We start from the raw sequence: 19,165 nt of genomic DNA on the forward strand, positions 1-19,165 counted from the left end.
AGGGAAAATCTCAGGGGGAGGTCATGCAGATGGGACTGCTGATCGACTGGACGACCAAGGCGCTCTGCCAAGAGGGCGATCCAGACGCGCTGTTCGTGCAGGGGGCCGAGCAGAACAATGCGAAGAAGGTCTGCCGAGGCTGTCCAGTCCGGCTCGAATGTCTCGCGGACGCACTCGACAATCGCATCGAGTTCGGGGTGTGGGGTGGCATGACCGAACGCGAACGACGCGCGCTATTGCGCAAACACGCAGACGTCCGATCCTGGAGGTCGGTATTCGAAGTGGCGCTGGACGAGGAGCAGCGCAGCGCCCGCAAGGCCAGCAGACGCCGCATTCCGGTGAACCTCAACTACTGATCGACCGGCCGCAGCAGGCGGCGAACGACCGACCGCGCCCGAGACGGGAAACCGTCCGGGCGCGTTGTCAATTCCGAACCATCACTCCACATGCGATCGTGCCGGCCGCTCGGCCGCCGCGGCGCCGAACCCGCGCAACCCTCCCAGATCCACCACCTCCGGACCCAGCGTCGACAACCACACCTGCGGAATGTCCGGGCACGCCGCCTCGTAGCGCGCCGCCACCCGCTGCTCGGTCGACCACCGCCGCGCCAGATCCGCGTGCGTCCGCAGCGCCGCCGCCACCGGGCTCTCCGGCTCGTCCTCTTCGAGGATCGCCGCCGCGCCGAGCGCCCGCTCGGCCGACAGCGACGCCCTCACCGGCGTGAGCCGGTTGAGGATGATCCCGTCCAGCGGCATCCGCTCCTCGGTCAGCCGCCGCGAGAAGTACACAGCCTCACCCACCGCCGCAGGCTCCGGCGTCGCCACCACCAGGAACGACGTCTGATCGTCCTGCAGGGCCCGGAAGGTCGCCTCCGCCCGCTTGCGGAATCCGCCGAACGTGTCCTCCAGGCTCGCGGTGAACTCTGCGACGTCGGTCAGCAGGTGGCCGCCGAGGATCTTGTTGAACACGCGGGTGAACACCGCCGCGCTGGCGCCCATCAGCGACAGCATCGACCGCCGCGACCCGGGCGTGGAGGCGGACAGGAGCCGGATGACGCGGCCGTCGAGAAGCCGGGCGAGGCGGGCGGGGGCGTCGAGGAAGTCCAGAGCCGAGCGTGACGGCGGCGTGTCGAGCACGATGAGGTCCCACTCGCCCGTCTCGCGCAGCTGGCCGAGCTTCTCCATCGCCATGTACTCCTGCGTGCCCGAGAACGTCGAGGACACCGCCTGGTAGAACGGGTTCGCGAAGATCTCGGCGGCCCGGTCGGGAGTGGTGTGCAAGGCGACGACGTCGTCGAACGTGCGTTTCATGTCGAGCATCATCGCGTCGAGCGAGCCCGACTCGAGGCCCCGCACGGGCCGCGGGGTGTTGTCGAGGGCCTCCATGCCGAGCGACTGCGCGAGCCTGTGGGCCGGGTCGATGGTGAGCACCACGGTGCGGCGGCCGTGGACCTCGGCGGCGCGCAGCGCGAGCGCCGCGGCCGTGGTGGTCTTGCCGACGCCGCCGGAACCGCAGCAGGCGATGACGTGCTTGTCCTTGTCGCGCAGCAGGGCGTCCAGGTCGAGTTCAGTCGCCACCGGGGCCTCCTTCGACGTCGTCGGCCGCTCTCGGGGCCGGCCGGGCAGGCTCACCGAGCTCCCTGAGCGTCTCGGCCAGCTGGTAGAGGCCCGACAGGTCGACCCCTTCGGGCAGCAGCGCCAGTTCGGCCACGGGGCGGCCGAGCCGCTCCAGTCGGTCCCGGTAGGCGTCGACCGCTTCGATCTCGATCCGGCTCGACGCGTACTCGTCCAGCAGCGCCGCAACGGTCCGCTCGTCGGCCGGCAGGCCGGTCTTGGCGAGGCCCTCGCGCAGCTGCTCCTCGGTGACGTCCACCGGCTTGGCGCCCACCACCTCGTTGAGGACTATGCGGCCGACCGGAAGGTCGGCGGCGGCGAGCTCGCGATGGGCGTCGAGCGTCTCCTGCACCGGCATCGCCGCCGGAGTCGTCACCAGGTGGACCGCGGTGAGCGAGGAGTGCAGCATCCGCGCGACCGACCTGGAGTGCTTGCCGATCGGGCCGGTCTTCGCCAGGCGCCCCGATTCGACGGTGACGTTGAGGAACTTGACGATCCGGCCGGTCGGCGGCGCGTCCAAGACCACCGCGTCGTAGGCCATCCGGCCCGCCTCGGTCCTGGAGACGGCCTCCTTGAGCTTCCCGGTCAGGAGGATGTCGCGCAGCCCCGGCGCGATGGTCGTGGCGAAGTCGATCGCCCCGAACTTGCGCAGCGCCCGCCCGGCCGTGCCGAGCTTGTAGAACATCGTCAGATAGTCCAGCAGCGCCTCGTCGGCGTCGACGGCCTGCCCGAACACCTCGCCTCCGTCGAGACCAGCGGCCAGGTGCCGCTCGGCGTACGGCAGCGGAGGAGCGTCGAACAGCGGTGCGATGCCTTGGCGCCCTTCGACCTCCACCAGCAGGACCCGCCTGCCGGGGCCGGCGAGCGCCAGCGCGAGCGCGGCGGCCACCGTGGTCTTGCCGGTACCGCCCTTCCCGGTGACGATGTGCAGTCGCGGCAGGGGAGGAGCGGTGGCACTCATGAACCGGAGTGTAGTCACCCCCGGGCCATGTCGCACACCAGCCACTGCGGGTCGGAGTCCTCGGCGACGAGCGTGAAAGTCCAGGTGGTGGCCTCGCTGCGGCCGGTGGCGAGTTCGGCGGTGACGGTGGCGCCGCCGACGGAACGGCCCGTCTCGGTGACGTTCGACCAGTCCAGTCCCGTCCCGTCGTTCGCCTCGGCGAGCCTGTCGGCGGCCCCGGCGAGGTCCCGGTCGGCCTTCTCCTCGCACAGCCAGCCTCGCGCCGCGTCAGGGTCATGGTCGTCGAGCAGCGCGCCGAGGAACGCCTCGACGGAGCGTTCGGGCGTGTCGGAGACCTCGGCGACGTTGGCGAACAGGCTCGTCGCCGCGAGGGCGATCGCGCCGACGAACGCGGTCGCCGCGCCGTACGTCAGATAGGTCCACATCCGGCCCGGCCGCTGCGGCCCGTCTGCGGTGTACGGGCCGGCGGCGCTCTCGGCGCTCGGCTTGGCGGTGACGCTGTCGGGACGCTTCGCGGTGGTGTCTGGCGACACGGGTACTCCCTGTGCTGTGCAGTTCACTGTTGGGGAGGCGACGCACTCTGAGCGTAGCGGTGCGGGCCGGGCTAAGCAAGACGCCGTACTGTGGGCGCATGGAGAAATGGGAGTACTTCACCGCACCGCTGCTGATCCACAACACCAAGCAGATCCTCGACACGTTCGGGGAGGACGGGTGGGAGCTCGTCACGGTGCTGCCGGGGCAGAACTCGGAGCAGCTCGTCGCATATTTCAAGCGCAAGAAGACGCAGTAGACGGCAGGCCGCGTAGCGGCCCTCAAGCGCGAGAAGGAGCAGTAGATGGCGGATGTTCTAGCGGCGCTGGAGCGCCTCGGACTGTCTTTGCCCGCCGTGGTGCCGCCGGTGGCGGCGTACCAGCCGGCGGTCAGGGCCGGCGATGTCGTGTACGTCTCGGGGCAGCTGCCGTTCGTCGACGGCGAGCTGGTCGAGACCGGGAAGGTCGGCGCCGAGGTCGACGTCGAGCGGGCCGGTGAGCTGGCGCGGATCTGCGCGCTGAACGCCATCGCCGCTCTCGGCTCGGTCGCGGACCTGGACGAGGTCGTCCGGATCGTGAAGGTCGGCGGGTTCGTCGCCTCGGCGCCGGGCTTCACCGGCCAGCCGAAGGTCGTCAACGGCGCCTCGGACCTGTTCGGCGAGGTGTTCGGCGAGGCGGGCCTCCACGCCCGCAGCGCTGTCGGCGTCGCCGAGCTGCCACTGGGGGCTCCGGTGGAGGTCGACCTGGTCGCGCAGCTCGCCCCCACCGCGAAAGTGGTCCCGGCCTAACCGAACGAGGGGATCACGCGGGTGGCGACCTCGCCGAGGGCGATGGTCGTCCCGCGTGGTCCCGGGGCTGTGGCGCAGATCCTGACGACGTCGCCGTTCTCGAGCCGCCAAGGCGGCGAGGCGGCCTCGCCGGAACCGAAGAGCATGCCGGGGCGCAGGACCGAGCCGTTGGCGGTGAGCTGCGCGAGCTGCTGCGCCGGGGTCCAGTAGGCTTCGCCGAAGCGCGCTCCGGCGACGGAGACGCCGTTGACCTCGATGGACAGACGCAGGTCGAAGCCGTACCGGTCGGACTCCTTGAGGTAGGAGGCGACGTCGGCGTCCTGCGCGGGCGCGGCGGTGCGGGCGGCGCTGAGCGCGTCGATCGGGGTGACCCAGGCACTCATCGAGGTGGCGAACGACTTGGACGTGAACGGGCCGAGCGCGTCGTTTTCGAACTCGGCGAAGTCGCGGGCGGTCCAGTCGTTGAGCAGGACGGCGCCGAAGACGTGGTCCTCGAACGCGTCCGGGGTCACCGGCCGGCCGAACTGGGATTCGCCGCCGACGATGAACCCGACCTCCGCCTCGATGTCGAGAGCCCGAGTGGGCCCGAAGACGACCTCGCCGAGGTCGCCGCGGCGGTGCCCGGCGGGGCGCACCAGATCCATCCCCGAGGGCATGACCGTGGAGGCGCGGCCGCCCGACCCGCGCGGATGCCAGCGCCCGCCGCGGGGAACGCGCGCGGTGAAGTCGACGAAGTCGGTCACCAGCAGTGGCGCGTGCATTTCGACCTCCGCCACCGGCGTGAGCCACAGGCTCGCCGCGCTTTCAAGGCTCGGCTCGGTGAGTGCCTCCTGGACCTGCCTGCGCACCTGCGTCCAGGCTTCGCGGCCGAGCGTGAGCAGCCGGTTGAGCGCCGGGTCGCGCAGCGCGGTGCAGGCGGCGCACGTCTGGCAGTCGCCGGAGAGCACGGCCTTGTGCAAGTCGAGGACCTGGTCGGCGATGCGGACCCCGATGCGCGGCACGGGCTCCTCGGCGGTCGAGAAGACCCCGTAGGGGAGATTGTGGATGTTGTACGGGCTCGCGTCGGCCCCGGGCACCCAGCAGTTCACGTCGTTCCTCCGTCGTCAGACAACCTTGTGGAGGCTTAACGACGGCGGGCCCGCGAAGTCACTCGGCGCGACGGTGCCGACGCAGAACTGTGAACCATCCCACCCAGCACGCGACGGCGGCGACGGCGAAGAACGCCCGCACGCCGACGCCGATCTCGGTACCGAGCAGCGCGGGGAGGGCGAATGCGATGGCGAGGCCGAGCAGGGCCGACCGGCCCAGGGCACCGCGGAAGAACCCGGGCCCGTAGATCTTGTTCCGCCAGGCGGGGTCGCCCGGGGAGGCGTCGACGAAGGCGGGAGCCGTGCGCCTGGCCTCGGGAGGAAGCCTTCCGGTGTCCGGCTCGGCGCTCTCGGGCCCGAGTTCGGTGGCGGCGCGGCGGGAGCGCTTGGCGAGGTCGCCCATGTCGAGGCTTTCGGCGACCGCGGCGAGCGCCAGGTGGGTCCGCGGTTGTTCGGGGGCGAGGTTCACGGCGTTCCACGCCGCGTCCAGAGCGGGTTGGGCCGCGCCGGCTCGGCGGCTGATGAGCGCGTAGTGGATGTGGAGGAGCCAGCTGCGACGGTCGAGGTCGAGCAGGCTCGCGGCGGCCTGGAGGGCCTCGTCGCGGCGCTCGGCGTCGGCCAGGGCGTAACCGCGGACGACCATGGCGCGGCGGTGCTGCGGGTCCTGGGAGAGGGCCGCGCCGGCGTAGACCAGGGCCTGGTCGGGGTCCAACTGGGCGAGCGCGATGACGCCGGCCATGGTGTTGGCGTTGGGGCTGAACGGGTCGATGCGCAGTGCCGCTTCGACTTCGGCGCGGGCGTCCGGGAGGCGATCGAGGTCGTACATGAGCTCGGCGCGCTTGAGATGCTCGGCGACCGTGCGCCGGGTGGGGTCTGAGTCCATGAACCTACTCCCGAATGGGAATCAACGCTTGTACAGCAACGCTACCGCGGTCGCGGCAAGCCCCTCGCCGCGTCCGGTGAAGCCGAGGCCGTCGGTGGTGGTCGCCGACAGTCGGACGGGAGCGTCGATCGCATTCGACAGGGCGGCTTCGGCCTCGGCGCGGCGCGGCGCGATCTTGGGACGGGAGCCGATGATCTGGACGGAGACGTTGCCGACCGACCAGCCCGTCGCGCGGACGCGGCGGGCGGTCTCCGCCAAGAGCGCGACACCCGAGGCGCCGGCCCATTCGGGGCGGGAGGTACCGAAATTCCCGCCCAGGTCGCCGAGCCCGGCAGCCGAAAGCAGCGCGTCGCACACGGCGTGTGCGGCGGCGTCGCCGTCGGAGTGCCCGGCCAGGCCGGGGCTGCCCGGCCATTCGAGGCAGGCGAGACGGCACGGCTGATCGGGATCGAAGCGATGCACGTCGCTGCCGTGCCCGACGACCACGGACGGAAATTCGAAATTCACTCTTGTCGAATCGCTGTTCGAGCCGGAGGCTACTTGACCGGAGCCTCCGAGAGCAGGACCTTGTCGAGGACGTTCTCTGCTTCGTCCTTGACGCAGTCCTCGGCCAGCGCGATCTCTCCTACGAGGATCTCGCGGGCCTTCGAGAGCATCCGCTTCTCGCCGGCCGACAGGCCGCGCTCCCTGTCTCGACGCCACAGGTCGCGGACGACCTCGGCTATCTTGAGGGGGGAACCGGAGGCGAGCTTCTCGACATTGGCCTTGTAACGCCGCGACCAGTTGGTCGGCTCCTCGGTGTGAGGGGCGCGCAGCACGTCGAACACCTCACTGAGGCCCTCGGCGCCGACGACTTCTCGGACGCCGACCAGTTCGACGTTCTTTGCCGGAACCTTGACCGTGAGGTCACCCTGCTCGACGCGCAGCACCAGGTATTCCTGTTCAATACCACCGATGACGCGAGTCTCAACAGCTTCAACGAGTGCGGCCCCGTGGTGGGGGTAGACAACGGTCTCGCCGACACTAAAACCCATAGGATCGAAACCCCTTTCGCTGTGTCTAGCCTAACACGTCATCGGGGTTCAACCCGACAGCGGATCGCCATGAATTCCCTGGTCAATTGGTATGTGACTGATTACTCTACGGCACCTTGGGCTCTGGGCGCGCATTAGCGGGAGACAAATGAGGCGTGCGTCGCTCGCCCGGACCGGGCGCCATTCGCCGGCACGGCGGTATGCGAACCGCCCCGTCCGCGACCGGAGGTGAGACCCACTCCTCGGCTCGTGGCAGGCCTGCTCCTCGCCGGGCGACCGGTCGTCTACGCTGTCCGTCAGCATGCCTGTAGGACTCAGGGAGGACCACCAGTGGCCAGGGGAATCAGCACGGCGACCTTCGCCCGCCGCGCCGCAGCGCTCGCGCTCGCGGCCGCCGCGGCTACCGGGCTGTCGGCCTGCAGCGCGGGTCAGGTGACCCAGACTGACACCAAGCAGACGGCGATCGCCGGAATCAACGTCGACCAGGGAGATCTGGCCCTGCGCGACCTCCAGGTCGAGTTCGGGTCCCCCGAGGGCTACGCGGCCGGCGACGACGCCCCGCTGCGCGTGTGGATCTCCAACGAGGGCACCGGGGCCGTGAGCCTCATCGGCGTCCGGACCGACGTCGCCGGAGACGTCGACCTCACCACCGCCGACGCCGAGACGCCCTCCGATGAGGAGACCGAGGCTCCCTCCGAAGACGAGGCGACCAGCGAGGCTCCCGCCGAGGACCAGGCGACCACCGACGGAGAAGGCGAGGACGCCACCGAGGAGCCCGTCGGCGGCGCAGGCGCCGAAGCGACCGACGAGCCCGCGGACGAGCCGACCGAAGCACTCGACGACGAGGGCACCCTGGGCGCCCCGAACGAGTTCGCCGTCGGGCCGGTCGAGATCGCACCCGCCGGGTACGTCCGGCTCGACATCGCCTCCGACACCGGCGAGTACCTGCTCCTCCAAGACCTGACCGAGCCGCTGCGCCCGGGCCAGAGCATCGAGGTGACCTTCCTGTTCGACAACGGCGAGGAGATCACCGTCGACCTCCCGGTCGGACAGGAGCTCGAACGGAGCGTCGACCCCGACTACGAAGAGCACCCCGGCGTCGGGCACTAGACCCAGACCCGCACCGAGCATCCGAGGCCCCGCCTCCGCACCGCGCGGAGACGGGGCCTCTTTGCTACCGCGCCAGCGGCCACCGCCGCTCGACCGTCTCGTCCCGGCCCTTGCCGCGGAAGTACGCCTCCAGCGACGCGGCGTCCTCAGCGTGCCACCGCACCTGCGCCTCGTGCAGCTCCCGCGGCTCCATCGCCCCGACCTCGGGGTAGCGCGCGCCGATGACCCGCGCCAGCGCCACCGTGGCCGACGCGTCACCCGCCGCCGAATGCGCACCGTCCAACACCACCCCGTAGTGCTCCGCGGTGGCCCCGAGCGTCCGCTTGCCCCTGCGGAAGCGGTCCACGCGCTTGTCGAGCACAGCCGGGTCGAGCACCGTCATCCGGCCCCAGTCGGGCGCGGCGATCGAGTACCGGTCGAGCTCGCACGCCAGCATCGTCAGATCGAACCCCGCCCGGAACGCCACCACCGGGGTACCCGACTCGACCGCCGCAGCCAGGCCCGCCGCGATCGCACCGAGCGCCTTCGCCGGCGCCTCGCCCTCGGCCCGCACCTTCTCGTCGGTGATGCCGTGGACACGCGAGGCGCCCGGCGGGATCGGCACCCCAGGGTCGATCAGCCACGTCTCGCCCCGCCACGCGAGCGGCGGCTCTCCCGGGCCGACCGGATCGACCGAGACGAGCGCGGCCTGCACGATCCTGTCGACCTGGCACACCACGCCCGTGGTCTCGGTGTCGAACCCCAAAAGCGGGCCATCATACCATTTCTCGCTCATGACGACACCTTAACGGCTGCCCATGACAAACCTCCGATATGCTCAGCCCGCGCGATCGCGCGGCCCCCTATATACCCTTTTGTCTTCCCCTGGAGGAACATTGGATTTTCTCGATCCCATAACCGGCGCAATTCAGGAATGGGCCGACGGACTCAACGCCGACTATGGCGAACCGGTCGGCGAGGTCGGTTCATTCGTCTGGGGTCCTTGGCTCCTCATCCCGCTGCTGCTGGCCGTCGGCGTCTACCTCACGGCCATGCTCGGCGGCATCCAGCTCCGACGGCTCGGCTACGGCATGTGGCTCGCGCTGTTCAAACGCCATGAGAACAGCGAGTCCAAAGGCGACATCAGCCACTACCAGGCGCTGTCGGTCGCGCTCGCCGCGACGGTCGGCGTCGGCAACATCGGCGGCGTCGGCGCCGCGATCGCACTGGGCGGACCCGGCGCGCTGTTCTGGATGTGGGTGACCGGCCTGGTCGGCATGGCCACCAAGTACTCCGAGGCCCTCCTGGGCGTCAAGTACCGGAAAGTGAACGCCAAGGGCCAGCAGTCCGGCGGCCCACAGCAGTACCTCTCCGAAGGCATCAAGGGCCCGCTGGGCAAGATCCTCGCCCTCGCGTTCGCGATCTTCGGCGTCATCGCCAGCTTCGGCATCGGCAACGCCGTCCAGTCCGGCAACGTCGCCTCCGCGATCCAGCAGCAGCTGCCCGAGGACACCTTCTGGACCCCCTCGTGGACAGGCGTGGTCATCCTCGTCTCAGTCGGCCTGGTCATCCTCGGCGGCATCAAGTGGCTCGGACGAGTCGCCTCGGCACTGGTCCCGATCATGATCGTGTTCTACCTCGCCGGGGCGCTGGCGGTCCTCGTCGCCAACGCCGACGTGCTCGGCACCGCCTTCGGGATGATCTTCGAACAGGCCTTCACCGGAGGCTCGGCCGTCGGCGGCTTCACCGGCGCGGCGATCCTCACCGTGATCCGCTACGGCGTGGCACGCGGCATCTTCTCCAACGAGTCGGGCCTGGGCACCGGCGGCATCGCCGCCGCGGCCGCAAGGACCGACCAGCCGGTGCGCCAGGCGATGGTGTCGATGACCCAGACGTTCATCGACACGCTCATCGTCGTCACCATGACCGGTCTGGTCATCGTGGTCACCGGGGTGCTCGGCACGGTCGACTCGGAAGGGAACCTGATCGAGTCGGCGGCGCTCACCCGTCTCGCGTTCGAGACGGGCCTGGGCGGCGCCGGCACCACCGGCGGCACGATCGGCGGGCTCATCGTCGCAGTCGGCATCGCGACGTTCGCGTTCTCGACGCTCATCGGCTGGTCCTACTACGGCGAGAAGTGCCTGGAGCGGTTCAGCGGCCAGCGGCTGATCCTGCCCTACCGCATCGTCTTCGTCGTCGTCGCCTACCTCGGCGCGGTCACCAGCCTCGACATGCTGTGGAACCTCTCGGACATCGCCAACGGACTGATGGCGCTGCCGAACCTCATCGGCCTGCTCATCCTCTCGCCGGTGGTCTACCGAGAGACCAAGCGGTTCTTCGCGAACCCGGACTGGCGGCTGCTGCCCGGAGACGCGGTTCCCGAGCCCGCCGGTGCGGACAAGGCGGACTGACGCGGTGTCGCAGTCCGCGCTTAGCATGTAGTGCATGTCTGAGTCCCGGCCTGGCGCGGTGAAACTGGAGGCGGTGCTCGAACGCGTCACATACGCGAACGAGGAGACCGGCTACACCATCGCCCGCGCTTCGAGCGCCAGGTCGGGATCAGAGCTGCTGACGGTCGTCGGCCCGCTGCTCGGCGCCCAGGTCGGGGAGAGCCTCGACCTGACCGGGCGGTGGACCAGCCACCCCAAGTACGGCCGCCAGTTCGAAGTCTGGTCGTACCGGACGGTCTTGCCCGCCACGGTCCAGGGGATAGAACGCTATCTGGGTTCAGGCCTGATCAAAGGGATCGGGCCGAAGACCGCCGAGAAGATCGTCGCGCATTTCGGCGTGGAGACGCTGAACGTCATCGACGACGACCCCGCACGGCTCGTCGAGGTGCCAGGGCTCGGACCCAAGCGCACCAAGTCGATCGCGGCCGCCTGGGAGGAGCAGCGGGCGATCAAGGAGGTCATGGTCTTCCTCCAGTCCGTGGACGTCTCCACCTCCCTGGCCGTGCGAATCTACAAGAAGTACGGGGACGCCTCGATCGGGGTGGTGAAGCACGAGCCGTACCGGCTCGCGAACGAGGTGTGGGGGATCGGGTTCAAGACCGCCGACGGCCTCGCCCGCGCCGTCGGCATCGCCCATGACGCGCCCGAGCGGATCAAGGCCGCTCTGCAGTACACGCTCTCGGAGGCCGGCGACGCCGGGCACTGCTTCCTTCCCGAGCCGAACCTCGTCGCCGACACCGTCGAACTGCTCGGCCTGGGCACCGCGCCCGTCGCCGAGGCCCTCGACGAGCTGTCAGCCGAAGCCGAGTACGTCATCGCCGACAAGGTGCCGGCCGGCGACTCCACCGTCCCCGCCCGCTACCTCGCGCCGTTCTACCACGCCGAGCGCGGCCTCGCCTCCGGTCTGCTCGCGCTGCTCGGCACCGGCGAGGACCGTCTGTCGGCCTTCCAAAGCGTGGAATGGGACAAGGCGTTCGCATGGCTGCGGCGCCGCCGCGACGCCGAACTCGCCCCCGAGCAGGCCGAGGCGGTGCGGCTCGCGCTCACCGAGAAGGTCGCGGTCCTCACCGGCGGGCCCGGCTGCGGCAAGAGCTTCACCGTCTCCTCCATCGTGGACCTCGCTCGAGCCAAGGGCGCGAAGGTCATGCTCGCCGCCCCCACCGGGCGGGCCGCGAAGCGCCTGGCCGAACTCACCGGCCACGAGGCCACCACCCTGCACCGCATGCTGGAACTGCGGCCCGGAGGCGAGGCCGCGTACGACCGCGACAAGCCCCTCGACGTCGACCTCCTCGTCGTCGACGAGACCTCCATGCTGGACACGATCCTCGCGAACAAGCTCGCCAAAGCCGTCCCGCCCGGCGCGCACCTGCTCCTGGTCGGCGACGTCGACCAGCTCCCGAGCGTCGGCGCCGGCGAGGTCCTGCGCGACATCCTCGCCGCCGAGGCGATCCCGCGCGTCCGGCTGACGCGGATCTTCCGCCAGGCCGCCGAATCCGGCGTCGTCGCCAACGCCCACCGCGTCAACACCGGCGAGTTCCCCGCGCTCGAAGGCTACGACGACTTCTTCTACTTCGCCTGCGACGACAACGAACTGGTCGCCGACAACGTCGTCGACATCGTCGCCCGCCGCATCCCGGCCCGCTTCGGGCTGCACCCGGTGCGCGACGTCCAAGTGCTCACTCCGATGCACCGCGGCGGGCCCGGCGCCGGGAACCTCAACCTGAAGCTCCAGGAGGCGCTCACCCCGGCCCGGGAGGGGATGCCGGAGCGCCGCTACGGCGGGCGAGTCTACCGGGTCGGCGACAAGGTCATCCAGATCCGCAACAACTACCAGAAAGGCGTGAACGGCGTCTTCAACGGCACCGTCGGCGTCGTCGAGGCGATCGACTCCGAGGCGCAGACGCTCACCGTCCGAACCGACGAAGACGAGGACGTCGACTATGAGTTCTCCGAGCTCGACGAGCTCGTGCACGCGTACGCGATCACCGTGCACCGCTCGCAGGGCAGCGAATACCCGGCGGTGGTCGTCCCGGTGACCACCAGTGCATGGACCATGCTGCGGCGCAACCTCGTCTACACCGCGATCACCCGCGCCAAGCGCCTCGTCGTGCTCGTCGGCTCGAAAAAGGCGCTGGCGATGGCGGTGCGCACCGCCGGGACCGGGAAGCGGCACACCGGTCTCACCCACCGCCTGGCGGCGTAAGTCCTCTTCGGCCTCGGCCGGCTTCGGCCTCTCGGCGGCCGGATAGACCACCCAGTGCTCGGACTGCTCGTCCTTCTTGTACGCCCGCTGCGTGACCACGACCATGAGCGCGACCAGGCCGCCGCCGACGACGAACAGAGCCAGGACGGCGATGTTGATGAGGGTCGCGTTCACAAAGTCCTACCGGTAGTTCGTGAACTGGAGAGCGACGTCGAGGTCCTTGCCCTTGAGCAGGCGGATGACCTCCTGCAGGTCGTCGCGCTTCTTCCCGGTGACGCGGAGCTTGTCGCCCTGGATCTGGGGCTTGACGCCCTTGGGGCCCTCGTCGCGGATGATCTTCCCGATCTTCTTCGCCTGATCGGTGGCGATCCCCTGCTGGAAGGCGACGTCGATCTTCGACTCCTTGCCCGACTGGCGCGGCTCGGAGGCCTCCATCGCCTTCAACGAGATGCCGCGCTTGATGAGCTTCTCCTTGAGCACTTCGAGGGCGGCCTTCACACGGTCCTCGGTCTCGGCCGACAGCACCGCCGCCTCCTCGCCGCTGCGCTCGACGCTCGCGCCGGTCCCGCGGAAGTCGAACCGGGTGGACAGCTCGCGCTGCGCCTGATTGACGGCGTTGTCGAGCTCTGCCAGGTCGATCTCGGAGACGATGTCGAACGAGGCGTCAGCCATGGAAACCAGTCCTTCCGGTCGGTAGGGGCCAGGCCGTCAAGCCTAGTCGGGCCCGCCGCGCCCGCCCGACCCCCGCCCACCCGCCCGGGCGGAGTGAACGCGGTCTCAACAAGGGAATACCCGCTTGCGCGGACCCGCGGCCAAGGCGCTATCCTTGCTCTCGCTACACAGCAAGGCAGGTTGCCCGAGCGGCCAAAGGGAGCTGACTGTAAATCAGCCGGCATTGCCTACGTAGGTTCGAATCCTACACCTGCCACCAGTGAGTAGAACGGCCTGTGACCTGGGAAGACCAGGTCACAGGCCGTTTCGCTACTCTACGAGCGCAGCCTCGGTCGGCAGCCACGCCACGACCTCCCAGCCGCCCTCCGGCCTCGGCTCGGCCCGCAGCCACCCGCCGACGGCCTCGACGCGCTCGCCGAGCCCGAGCAGGCGCCAGCGCCGCCAGCCCGGCCTCCTCGATGTCCGCGAACGACCGCAAGGCATGAGACGGGAGCGAAGCCCCCTCCGGTTCGTCGTGAGGGCAGGGCGACGGGCGCGCGCCCGTATCGGTGACCTGCGCCGCCTGCGCCAGCACCACGACCCCGGTGACGTGATGGGCCACGAAGTCGTGCATCTCCCGGGCCAGCTCCATGCGCTCGGCCCGCCGCACCTCCTCCTGCGTCTCGCGCCGCAGCCTGTCGAGACCGCGCAGGTAGGCACCGAAACCGATCGCCGTCGACAGGGCCATGAGGATCATGATGATCCCCGCCACCAGAGAGCCCGAACCGGTGAAGAACCGGAACCGGCCCGCGAAGTCCTGCCCGCGAAGGCGATCCAACCGGAAATGGCCCCGAATCCAACCTGGGGGCGTCGCGAGTCGCTGATCCTAGTCGCCGCCGTGAACGGTCATCGGTCCCCGAGCCGGTCGCGCCGCATCGCCGGCTCCTGCGACATCCGGAAACCCAACCGGCGGTACAGCGGTTCGCCCTGACCCGAGGCGAGCAGCTCGATAGGTAGGACGCCGCGGTCGTCGAACCAGGCGAGCAGCGACTCCATGCAGGCCATGCTGTAGCCGCGGCGACGCCACGCGGGATCGGTGGACACGTTGAAGACCCAGCCGAACAGACCGGTCAGGTTGCGCGGCGAAGGGAGCCGCTCGACTATCAGACCGGTCGCGCTGGCGGCCAGGACACCGGGCTCGCCGGGGGCGTCGACGACCGCCACGGCCATCGTCGGATCGGCGTCGCCCAAGCGTCGCTTCAGCACCGCTGCGGTCGCCTCCCTCCAGCCGTTGTCGGTGCAGTCGACCCATTCTGAGAGCATGATCTCGCGCAGGCGGACGATCTCGTCGACGTCATCGGCGGTGGCGAATCTCGCGGCTTCCATGCCGCGAGAGTACTGTGGGCACCCGGCAGTGGCCGAGTCGTTTTCCGTTGCGGAGTCTGGTGGTCTGGGATTCCATTGAGGCCCATAATATGCGATTATGTGCACATGTCTGACCGTCCGCGCGATTTGAGCCCGGAAGCGCTCCGCTTCATCCCGCAGCGCCCGGTGCGGTGGATGTCGCCCCGGACACTCGCCGAAACCGCCGCCAGGTTCGGGCTCGCCAGGCTCCTCGGCGGATACCTCGACAAGCGCGAGCTCTTCGGCAGTCGGCCGCAGGACGTCTTCTCGCACGACGCGGGCGAGGAGCTGTGGATCGACTACGTCGCCGACATCGGCGACGGCTTCAACGCCACCTACTCGATCGCGTACCTCTTGGCGCAGCAGGAACTCGAGGTCGGCGACGAGCACCTGCCGCGCGGGTCGGTGCTGGTCATGGGTGGCGACGAGGTGTACCCGGCGGCGAACTGGCGCGAATACGAGCACCGGATGAAGGGACCCTACGAGGCCGCGAACCCCTCGGCGCCGGTGGCGCTGTATGCGATCCCGGGCAACCACGACTGGTTCGACGGTCTCACGGCCTTCGGGCGCCAGTTCGTCGAGGGCCGCAGCGTGGGCGGCTACAAGACCGCGCAGGCCCGGTCGTACTTCGCGCTCAGCCTGCCGCACAACTGGTGGCTGTTCGCCGTCGATGCCCAGTTCGACGCGCACCTCGACCAGCCGCAGCTCGAGTACTTCAAGAGGGTGGCGCAGAACCTCGCGGCCGGCGACCAGGTGATCCTGTGCGTTCCACAGCCGTCGTGGGTGTGGACAGAGGACAATCCGCGTTCCTTCGACCGGATCGACCACTTCATCCGCGACATCATCGCCGACCGGGAGGCCGAGGTGCCGCTCATCCTGACCGGGGACCGGCACCACTACGCGCACTACGCCGAAGTCGGCGGGACTCGGCAGCTGGTGACCGCGGGCGGCGGCGGGGCGTACCTGTCGCCGACGCACAACCTGCCCCCGACGCTCACCGCCCCGCGCAAGTCGGTGAGTGAACCGGATGCGGCGCAGCGGGAATACCAGCTCACGCAGACGTATCCTGCCCGGGCGCGCTCCCTGCGGTACGCCTTCGGAATCTTCGGGCGGCTGCCGTGGCTCAACAAGGGCTTCACGCTGCTCATGAGCGTCATCATGCTCATCGCCACCGTATCCGTTCTGGAGGGTTCGGGGACGTTCGCGGCCGCCGCGGCGGTGCTGATGGCCGCCGGGGTCGGTTTCGCGCACCCCGGCCAGGGTGCGCGCGGATTCCGGCACTACCTGCTCGGGCTCGGGCACGGCGCTGCCCAGGTCGGCCTGGCATGGTCGGGCGCGCAGGTGTTCGAGGTGCTGCCGTGGGTCGACTTCTGGGTGTTCGTCGCCTACCTGCCGGTGGCGGGTCTCGTCTCGACGTGGCTCGTCGGCCTGTACCTCGTGGTCGCGAACCGGCTCGGCGTCAACGCGAATGAGCTGTTCGCGGGACTGTCCATCATCGATCAGAAGTGCTTCCTGCGGATCAAGGTCGCGCGCGAGGGCGTCACCGTCTACCCGATCGGGCTCGACCGGAGCGGCCGCGACTGGGCCGCCGACCCCGACGGAGCGCCGGGCGACTCGTGGATCAAACCGGTCTCGCCGCTGCGCCCGCGCCTGATCGAACCGGGCTTCAAGGTCCCCGCCTCCGGGACACTGAACGAGGCTCCGCCACGACAGGGCCCCGTGCGGCGGCTCGTCGCGCAGGCCGAGGAGTGGTTCGGCCGGGAAGACTGACTGCGTTTCCCAAATGCGTTCCGAGGTCGAGAACGCCCGCGGCAGGCCCAACGAGAAGCCGACGACCGACGGAGTTTCCAAGTGGTGCGCCAGCACGATGATCTGGACGGAGACGCCTGAGCCCCAAGCGCAATGGCACGCTCCCCAGCCTTGCATGGGACAAGCGATTGCCTTAAGCTTCAAGTCATAATTGATGGCTGTCGATGTCGTCGAGCTGAGACGCGGCCTGACCGGGCCATCCCGGCATGTCCCAGCTCCACCATGCCCTGGGCGATCCGCGCCCCGGGGGGCGCCGTGCGCCGTGCAGCCTCACAACACAGTGGAGTGTATATGCAAGCGAATACCAGGGGCGCGTTCGCGTCCCGCCGCCGATTGACGGCGATCCTCGCCGCCTGCACCGGAGTGGTCCTGGCCGCCGTAGCGGCCCTGTTCACCTTGGGCACCGCGAACGCCGCCGTCGAGACCGGCACGTGGTTCCACATCGAATCGAGGCACTCGGGCCTGGTTCTCGACATCGAGGGCGGTTCCACCGAACCCGGCGCCGAACTCAAGCAGTGGGGTCAGAGCGGCGGCGAGCACCAGCAGTTCCGGTTCGTCGACGCGGGCAGCGGCTACTACCGCATCCAGGCCCGGCACTCCGGCCAGGTCCTCGACGTCTGGGAGTGGAACGCCGACAACGGCGCCACCATCGTCCAGTACGACGACCTCAACGGCACCAACCAGCAGTGGCGGGTCGAGGAGTCGGGCGGCTACTACACGTTCGTCAACCGCTTCTCGGGCAAAGCCCTCGACGTGTGGGGCCGGTCCACTGAAAGCGGCGCCCGTATCTCGCAGTACGACCCGACCGGCGGGGCGAACCAGCAGTGGCGCCTCATCACCGCCGACGGTGGCAGCGGCGGCGGTGGCGGCGGTGGAGTCGAGGCCGACCTCGTTGTCGCCTCCGACGGCTCCGGCACTCACACCTCGGTGCAGGCCGCGGTCAACTCCGCCTCCTCCGGTTTCACCATCCTGATCCGGTCGGGCACCTACAAGGGCAACGTCACCGTCCCGTCCAGCAAGACCGGGCTCACCTTCGTGGGCGAGACCGGCAACGCCGCGGACGTGGTCATCACCGACGACCGCTGCGCTTCGTGCAACAACGGTTCCGGTGGAACCTGGGGGACCACCGGCAGCGCCTCGGTGACCTTGAACGGCGGCGACTTCACCGCACAGGACCTGACCTTCGAGAACTCCTACAACGAAGCCGCGAACGGCAACAGCCAGGCCGTGGCGGTCAAGGTCAACGGTGACCGGATGGTCTTCGACAACGTCAGGTTCATCGGCAACCAGGACACCCTCTACGCGAACTCGCCGAGCGCCGGCTCGGTCTCGCGGCAGTACTATCGCGACTGCTACGTCGAGGGCGACGTGGACTTCATCTTCGGGCGGGGCACGGCAGTGTTCGACAACTGCACCATCAGGTCCCTCGACCGAGGTTCGTCGAACAACAACGGCTACATCACCGCCGCGAGCACGGAGCTCTCCAACCCGTACGGGTTCCTGATCTACCGGAGCGAGCTCGTCAGCGACGCGCCGAACGGGTCGGTCTACCTCGGCCGCCCGTGGCCCGCAGGAGGTTCCGAGACCGCGCGAGGCCAGGTCCTGTACCGGGAGTCGAACCTGGGCTCCCACATCCGCTCCGACCCGTGGACCGACATGTCGGGCCTGGACTGGCGCGAAGCGCGCCTGAGCGAGTACGAGAACAACGGGTCCGGCGCGGGAGTCAACGGCAATCGCCCGCAGATGAGCGACTCGGATGCGGCGAACTACGAGCCCGCCGATTACCTGCGCGGTAACGACGGGTGGAACCCGATGGGTTCCTGAGACCGAGGGAGGGCAGGTCTCGTGCATCCAGCGAGCCGAGACCTGCCTTTCCCGTTCAGAAGTCGAGAGTTTTGTAGCGGTGGGGCGCGGTATGTCGCGGAACCGGGGCTCAGGGGGTGCGCCTGGGGAGCCCGGCAATGGCAGAGGTTGCGTTGGCGGCAGCAGTGTGGGGTGGATGGTTGGGTGGGGCGGTGTCTTCGGCTCCCCGGTGCCTCTCTGTTGGGCTTCAATCGATCAGCGACGAAAGAGCTGAGTGGAGGTCAGGGATGCCCTGTCGGCCACGGAGGTCGGTTATGGGGACAGCCGGTAGGGGACTCGCGGGGGAGGGTTCGGCGACTGGGGCTAGGACTGTGGGTTCAGTGGGTTCAGTGGGTTGCGGGGGTGTGGAGGTTCGAGCCGCTCGGGTGTGGAGACTTGGGGCACTTTGGGTGTGGTGTTCTGGCCCTGGACACGGGGAATGGCTCGAAGCCGTTTCCGGTTTCGAGCTGGCGGCTGTATGAGGCGCCTTCCCCGCCGCGGCGTCCCGCGGCGGGCAGGTTAAGAACGGGATGGGATCTTCGATCAGGTTCGAGCGCACCGGGATCAGTGGTCTATTCGTCTTCGGGTGCACCAGACGCATCGCCGCAACCGGTGCCGCCGGTGCGGCCGCGTCTGCTGGCGGGGTTGCTGGTGTGGGGGCGTGCTCGTCTTCAGGGCGGGAGCATCCGCCCGGTCCGAAGCCCAGATTGAAGTCCTGTTCGGAGTCTCGCTCGGGGCCGGTTCCCGTTCGGGGCCCGTGTTCAGATCCCGTGCCGTGGTCGGGTCCGGTCTCGGTCTCGGTCTGCGAAGCCGGTGCCGG

Annotated in this window: 19 protein-coding genes and 1 tRNA gene; 9 read left to right on the forward strand and 11 right to left on the reverse strand. The window is 69.4% G+C overall.

Annotated features, from left to right (window positions below):
* Positions 1 to 29 precede the first annotated feature (29 nt).
* A complete protein-coding gene (locus L0U85_RS16170) occupies positions 30 to 356 on the forward strand; it encodes a WhiB family transcriptional regulator (RefSeq protein ID WP_241378808.1) in 327 nt (108 codons plus the stop codon).
* A gap of 81 nt (positions 357 to 437) precedes the next feature.
* On the opposite strand, the gene L0U85_RS16175 is transcribed toward L0U85_RS16170, so the two are convergent.
* Genes L0U85_RS16175 through L0U85_RS16185 form a run of 3 tightly spaced genes read right to left on the reverse strand, consistent with a single transcriptional unit; the run spans position 438 to position 3,107 of the window.
* The gene (locus L0U85_RS16175; protein ID WP_241378790.1) at positions 438 to 1,577 is read right to left on the reverse strand and encodes an ArsA-related P-loop ATPase; all 1,140 of its coding nucleotides are present in this window, start codon (positions 1,575 to 1,577) and stop codon (positions 438 to 440) included.
* Positions 1,567 to 2,574, reverse strand: a complete 1,008-nt coding sequence (locus tag L0U85_RS16180; protein WP_241378791.1) for an ArsA-related P-loop ATPase — start codon at positions 2,572 to 2,574, stop codon at positions 1,567 to 1,569. Before L0U85_RS16180 ends, L0U85_RS16175 begins: the two co-directional genes overlap by 11 nt.
* A gap of 14 nt (positions 2,575 to 2,588) precedes the next feature.
* Positions 2,589 to 3,107, reverse strand: a complete 519-nt coding sequence (locus tag L0U85_RS16185; RefSeq protein ID WP_241378792.1) for a hypothetical protein — start codon at positions 3,105 to 3,107, stop codon at positions 2,589 to 2,591.
* A gap of 98 nt (positions 3,108 to 3,205) precedes the next feature.
* On the opposite strand from L0U85_RS16185, the gene L0U85_RS16190 reads away from it, so the two are divergent.
* Both L0U85_RS16190 and L0U85_RS16195 read left to right on the forward strand, forming a co-directional pair.
* Positions 3,206 to 3,364: a hypothetical protein gene (locus L0U85_RS16190; protein WP_241378793.1), complete on the forward strand. Its 159-nt coding sequence runs from the start codon at positions 3,206 to 3,208 to the stop codon at positions 3,362 to 3,364.
* 45 nt (positions 3,365 to 3,409) lie between these two features.
* Entirely contained in the window at positions 3,410 to 3,892 is a 483-nt protein-coding gene (locus L0U85_RS16195) for a RidA family protein (protein WP_241378794.1), read from the forward strand.
* On the opposite strand, the gene L0U85_RS16200 is transcribed toward L0U85_RS16195, so the two are convergent.
* Genes L0U85_RS16200 through L0U85_RS16215 form a run of 4 tightly spaced genes read right to left on the reverse strand, consistent with a single transcriptional unit; the run spans position 3,889 to position 6,897 of the window.
* Entirely contained in the window at positions 3,889 to 4,980 is a 1,092-nt protein-coding gene (locus L0U85_RS16200; RefSeq protein WP_241378795.1) for a fumarylacetoacetate hydrolase family protein, read from the reverse strand. The two genes, L0U85_RS16195 and L0U85_RS16200, sit on opposite strands and share 4 nt — an antisense overlap.
* Before the next feature lie 58 nt (positions 4,981 to 5,038).
* The gene (locus L0U85_RS16205) at positions 5,039 to 5,863 is read right to left on the reverse strand and encodes a hypothetical protein (RefSeq protein ID WP_241378796.1); all 825 of its coding nucleotides are present in this window, start codon (positions 5,861 to 5,863) and stop codon (positions 5,039 to 5,041) included.
* A gap of 21 nt (positions 5,864 to 5,884) precedes the next feature.
* On the reverse strand, positions 5,885 to 6,349 hold the full coding sequence (gene ispF, locus L0U85_RS16210; protein WP_241378797.1) for a 2-C-methyl-D-erythritol 2,4-cyclodiphosphate synthase: 465 nt from the start codon (positions 6,347 to 6,349) through the stop codon (positions 5,885 to 5,887).
* Positions 6,350 to 6,399: 50 nt separating this feature from the next.
* Entirely contained in the window at positions 6,400 to 6,897 is a 498-nt protein-coding gene (locus L0U85_RS16215; protein WP_241378798.1) for a CarD family transcriptional regulator, read from the reverse strand.
* Between the two features lie 330 nt (positions 6,898 to 7,227).
* Between L0U85_RS16215 and L0U85_RS16220 the strand changes: the two genes are divergently transcribed.
* Positions 7,228 to 8,007: a hypothetical protein gene (locus L0U85_RS16220; RefSeq protein ID WP_241378799.1), complete on the forward strand. Its 780-nt coding sequence runs from the start codon at positions 7,228 to 7,230 to the stop codon at positions 8,005 to 8,007.
* Between the two features lie 64 nt (positions 8,008 to 8,071).
* Here L0U85_RS16220 and L0U85_RS16225 read toward each other — a convergent pair whose 3' ends face one another.
* Positions 8,072 to 8,782, reverse strand: a complete 711-nt coding sequence (locus tag L0U85_RS16225; RefSeq protein ID WP_241378800.1) for an exonuclease domain-containing protein — start codon at positions 8,780 to 8,782, stop codon at positions 8,072 to 8,074.
* A 217-nt stretch (positions 8,783 to 8,999) separates the two neighbouring features.
* Here L0U85_RS16225 and L0U85_RS16230 point away from each other — a divergent pair, with 217 nt between their 5' ends.
* Entirely contained in the window at positions 9,000 to 10,397 is a 1,398-nt protein-coding gene (locus L0U85_RS16230; RefSeq protein WP_347177466.1) for an amino acid carrier protein, read from the forward strand.
* 34 nt (positions 10,398 to 10,431) lie between these two features.
* Positions 10,432 to 12,639 (forward strand): ATP-dependent RecD-like DNA helicase, encoded by a 2,208-nt coding sequence (locus tag L0U85_RS16235; protein ID WP_241378802.1) that lies wholly within the window; start codon positions 10,432 to 10,434, stop codon positions 12,637 to 12,639.
* Positions 12,640 to 12,819: 180 nt separating this feature from the next.
* On the opposite strand, the gene L0U85_RS16240 is transcribed toward L0U85_RS16235, so the two are convergent.
* The gene (locus L0U85_RS16240) at positions 12,820 to 13,311 is read right to left on the reverse strand and encodes a YajQ family cyclic di-GMP-binding protein (RefSeq protein WP_241378803.1); all 492 of its coding nucleotides are present in this window, start codon (positions 13,309 to 13,311) and stop codon (positions 12,820 to 12,822) included.
* Between the two features lie 174 nt (positions 13,312 to 13,485).
* On the opposite strand from L0U85_RS16240, the gene L0U85_RS16245 reads away from it, so the two are divergent.
* Positions 13,486 to 13,570: transfer RNA gene (locus L0U85_RS16245), tRNA-Tyr, on the forward strand.
* A gap of 50 nt (positions 13,571 to 13,620) precedes the next feature.
* Here L0U85_RS16245 and L0U85_RS16250 read toward each other — a convergent pair.
* Together L0U85_RS16250 and L0U85_RS16255 are read right to left on the reverse strand one after the other, a co-directional pair.
* Positions 13,621 to 13,794, reverse strand: coding sequence for a hypothetical protein (locus tag L0U85_RS16250; protein WP_241378804.1), 174 nt, complete (start codon positions 13,792 to 13,794; stop codon positions 13,621 to 13,623).
* Positions 13,795 to 14,196: 402 nt separating this feature from the next.
* Positions 14,197 to 14,676: a GNAT family N-acetyltransferase gene (locus tag L0U85_RS16255; protein ID WP_241378805.1), complete on the reverse strand. Its 480-nt coding sequence runs from the start codon at positions 14,674 to 14,676 to the stop codon at positions 14,197 to 14,199.
* A gap of 105 nt (positions 14,677 to 14,781) precedes the next feature.
* Between L0U85_RS16255 and L0U85_RS16260 the strand changes: the two genes are divergently transcribed.
* Together L0U85_RS16260 and L0U85_RS16265 are read left to right on the forward strand one after the other, a co-directional pair.
* Positions 14,782 to 16,464 (forward strand): metallophosphoesterase, encoded by a 1,683-nt coding sequence (locus tag L0U85_RS16260; RefSeq protein ID WP_241378806.1) that lies wholly within the window; start codon positions 14,782 to 14,784, stop codon positions 16,462 to 16,464.
* A gap of 330 nt (positions 16,465 to 16,794) precedes the next feature.
* A complete protein-coding gene (locus tag L0U85_RS16265) occupies positions 16,795 to 18,327 on the forward strand; it encodes a pectinesterase family protein (protein ID WP_241378807.1) in 1,533 nt (510 codons plus the stop codon).
* The last annotated feature ends 838 nt before the right edge of the window (positions 18,328 to 19,165 follow it).

This window comes from Glycomyces sp. L485 (assembly GCF_022548875.1).
Lineage (GTDB): Bacteria > Actinomycetota > Actinomycetes > Mycobacteriales > Micromonosporaceae > Glycomyces.

Excerpts from the sequence above, each read along its gene's own strand:
- L0U85_RS16170 (WP_241378808.1), top strand. The coding sequence starts at position 30 with ATGGGACTGCTGATCGACTGGACGACCAAGGCGCTCTGCCAAGAGGGC.
- L0U85_RS16180 (WP_241378791.1), bottom strand. The coding sequence starts at position 2,574 with ATGAGTGCCACCGCTCCTCCCCTGCCGCGACTGCACATCGTCACCGGG.
- L0U85_RS16190 (WP_241378793.1), top strand. The coding sequence starts at position 3,206 with ATGGAGAAATGGGAGTACTTCACCGCACCGCTGCTGATCCACAACACC.
- L0U85_RS16195 (WP_241378794.1), top strand. The coding sequence starts at position 3,410 with ATGGCGGATGTTCTAGCGGCGCTGGAGCGCCTCGGACTGTCTTTGCCC.
- L0U85_RS16205 (WP_241378796.1), bottom strand. The coding sequence starts at position 5,863 with ATGGACTCAGACCCCACCCGGCGCACGGTCGCCGAGCATCTCAAGCGC.
- L0U85_RS16215 (WP_241378798.1), bottom strand. The coding sequence starts at position 6,897 with ATGGGTTTTAGTGTCGGCGAGACCGTTGTCTACCCCCACCACGGGGCC.
- L0U85_RS16225 (WP_241378800.1), bottom strand. The coding sequence starts at position 8,782 with ATGAGCGAGAAATGGTATGATGGCCCGCTTTTGGGGTTCGACACCGAG.
- L0U85_RS16235 (WP_241378802.1), top strand. The coding sequence starts at position 10,432 with ATGTCTGAGTCCCGGCCTGGCGCGGTGAAACTGGAGGCGGTGCTCGAA.
- L0U85_RS16240 (WP_241378803.1), bottom strand. The coding sequence starts at position 13,311 with ATGGCTGACGCCTCGTTCGACATCGTCTCCGAGATCGACCTGGCAGAG.
- L0U85_RS16250 (WP_241378804.1), bottom strand. The coding sequence starts at position 13,794 with ATGCCTTGCGGTCGTTCGCGGACATCGAGGAGGCCGGGCTGGCGGCGC.
- L0U85_RS16255 (WP_241378805.1), bottom strand. The coding sequence starts at position 14,676 with ATGGAAGCCGCGAGATTCGCCACCGCCGATGACGTCGACGAGATCGTC.
- L0U85_RS16260 (WP_241378806.1), top strand. The coding sequence starts at position 14,782 with ATGTCTGACCGTCCGCGCGATTTGAGCCCGGAAGCGCTCCGCTTCATC.
- L0U85_RS16265 (WP_241378807.1), top strand. The coding sequence starts at position 16,795 with ATGCAAGCGAATACCAGGGGCGCGTTCGCGTCCCGCCGCCGATTGACG.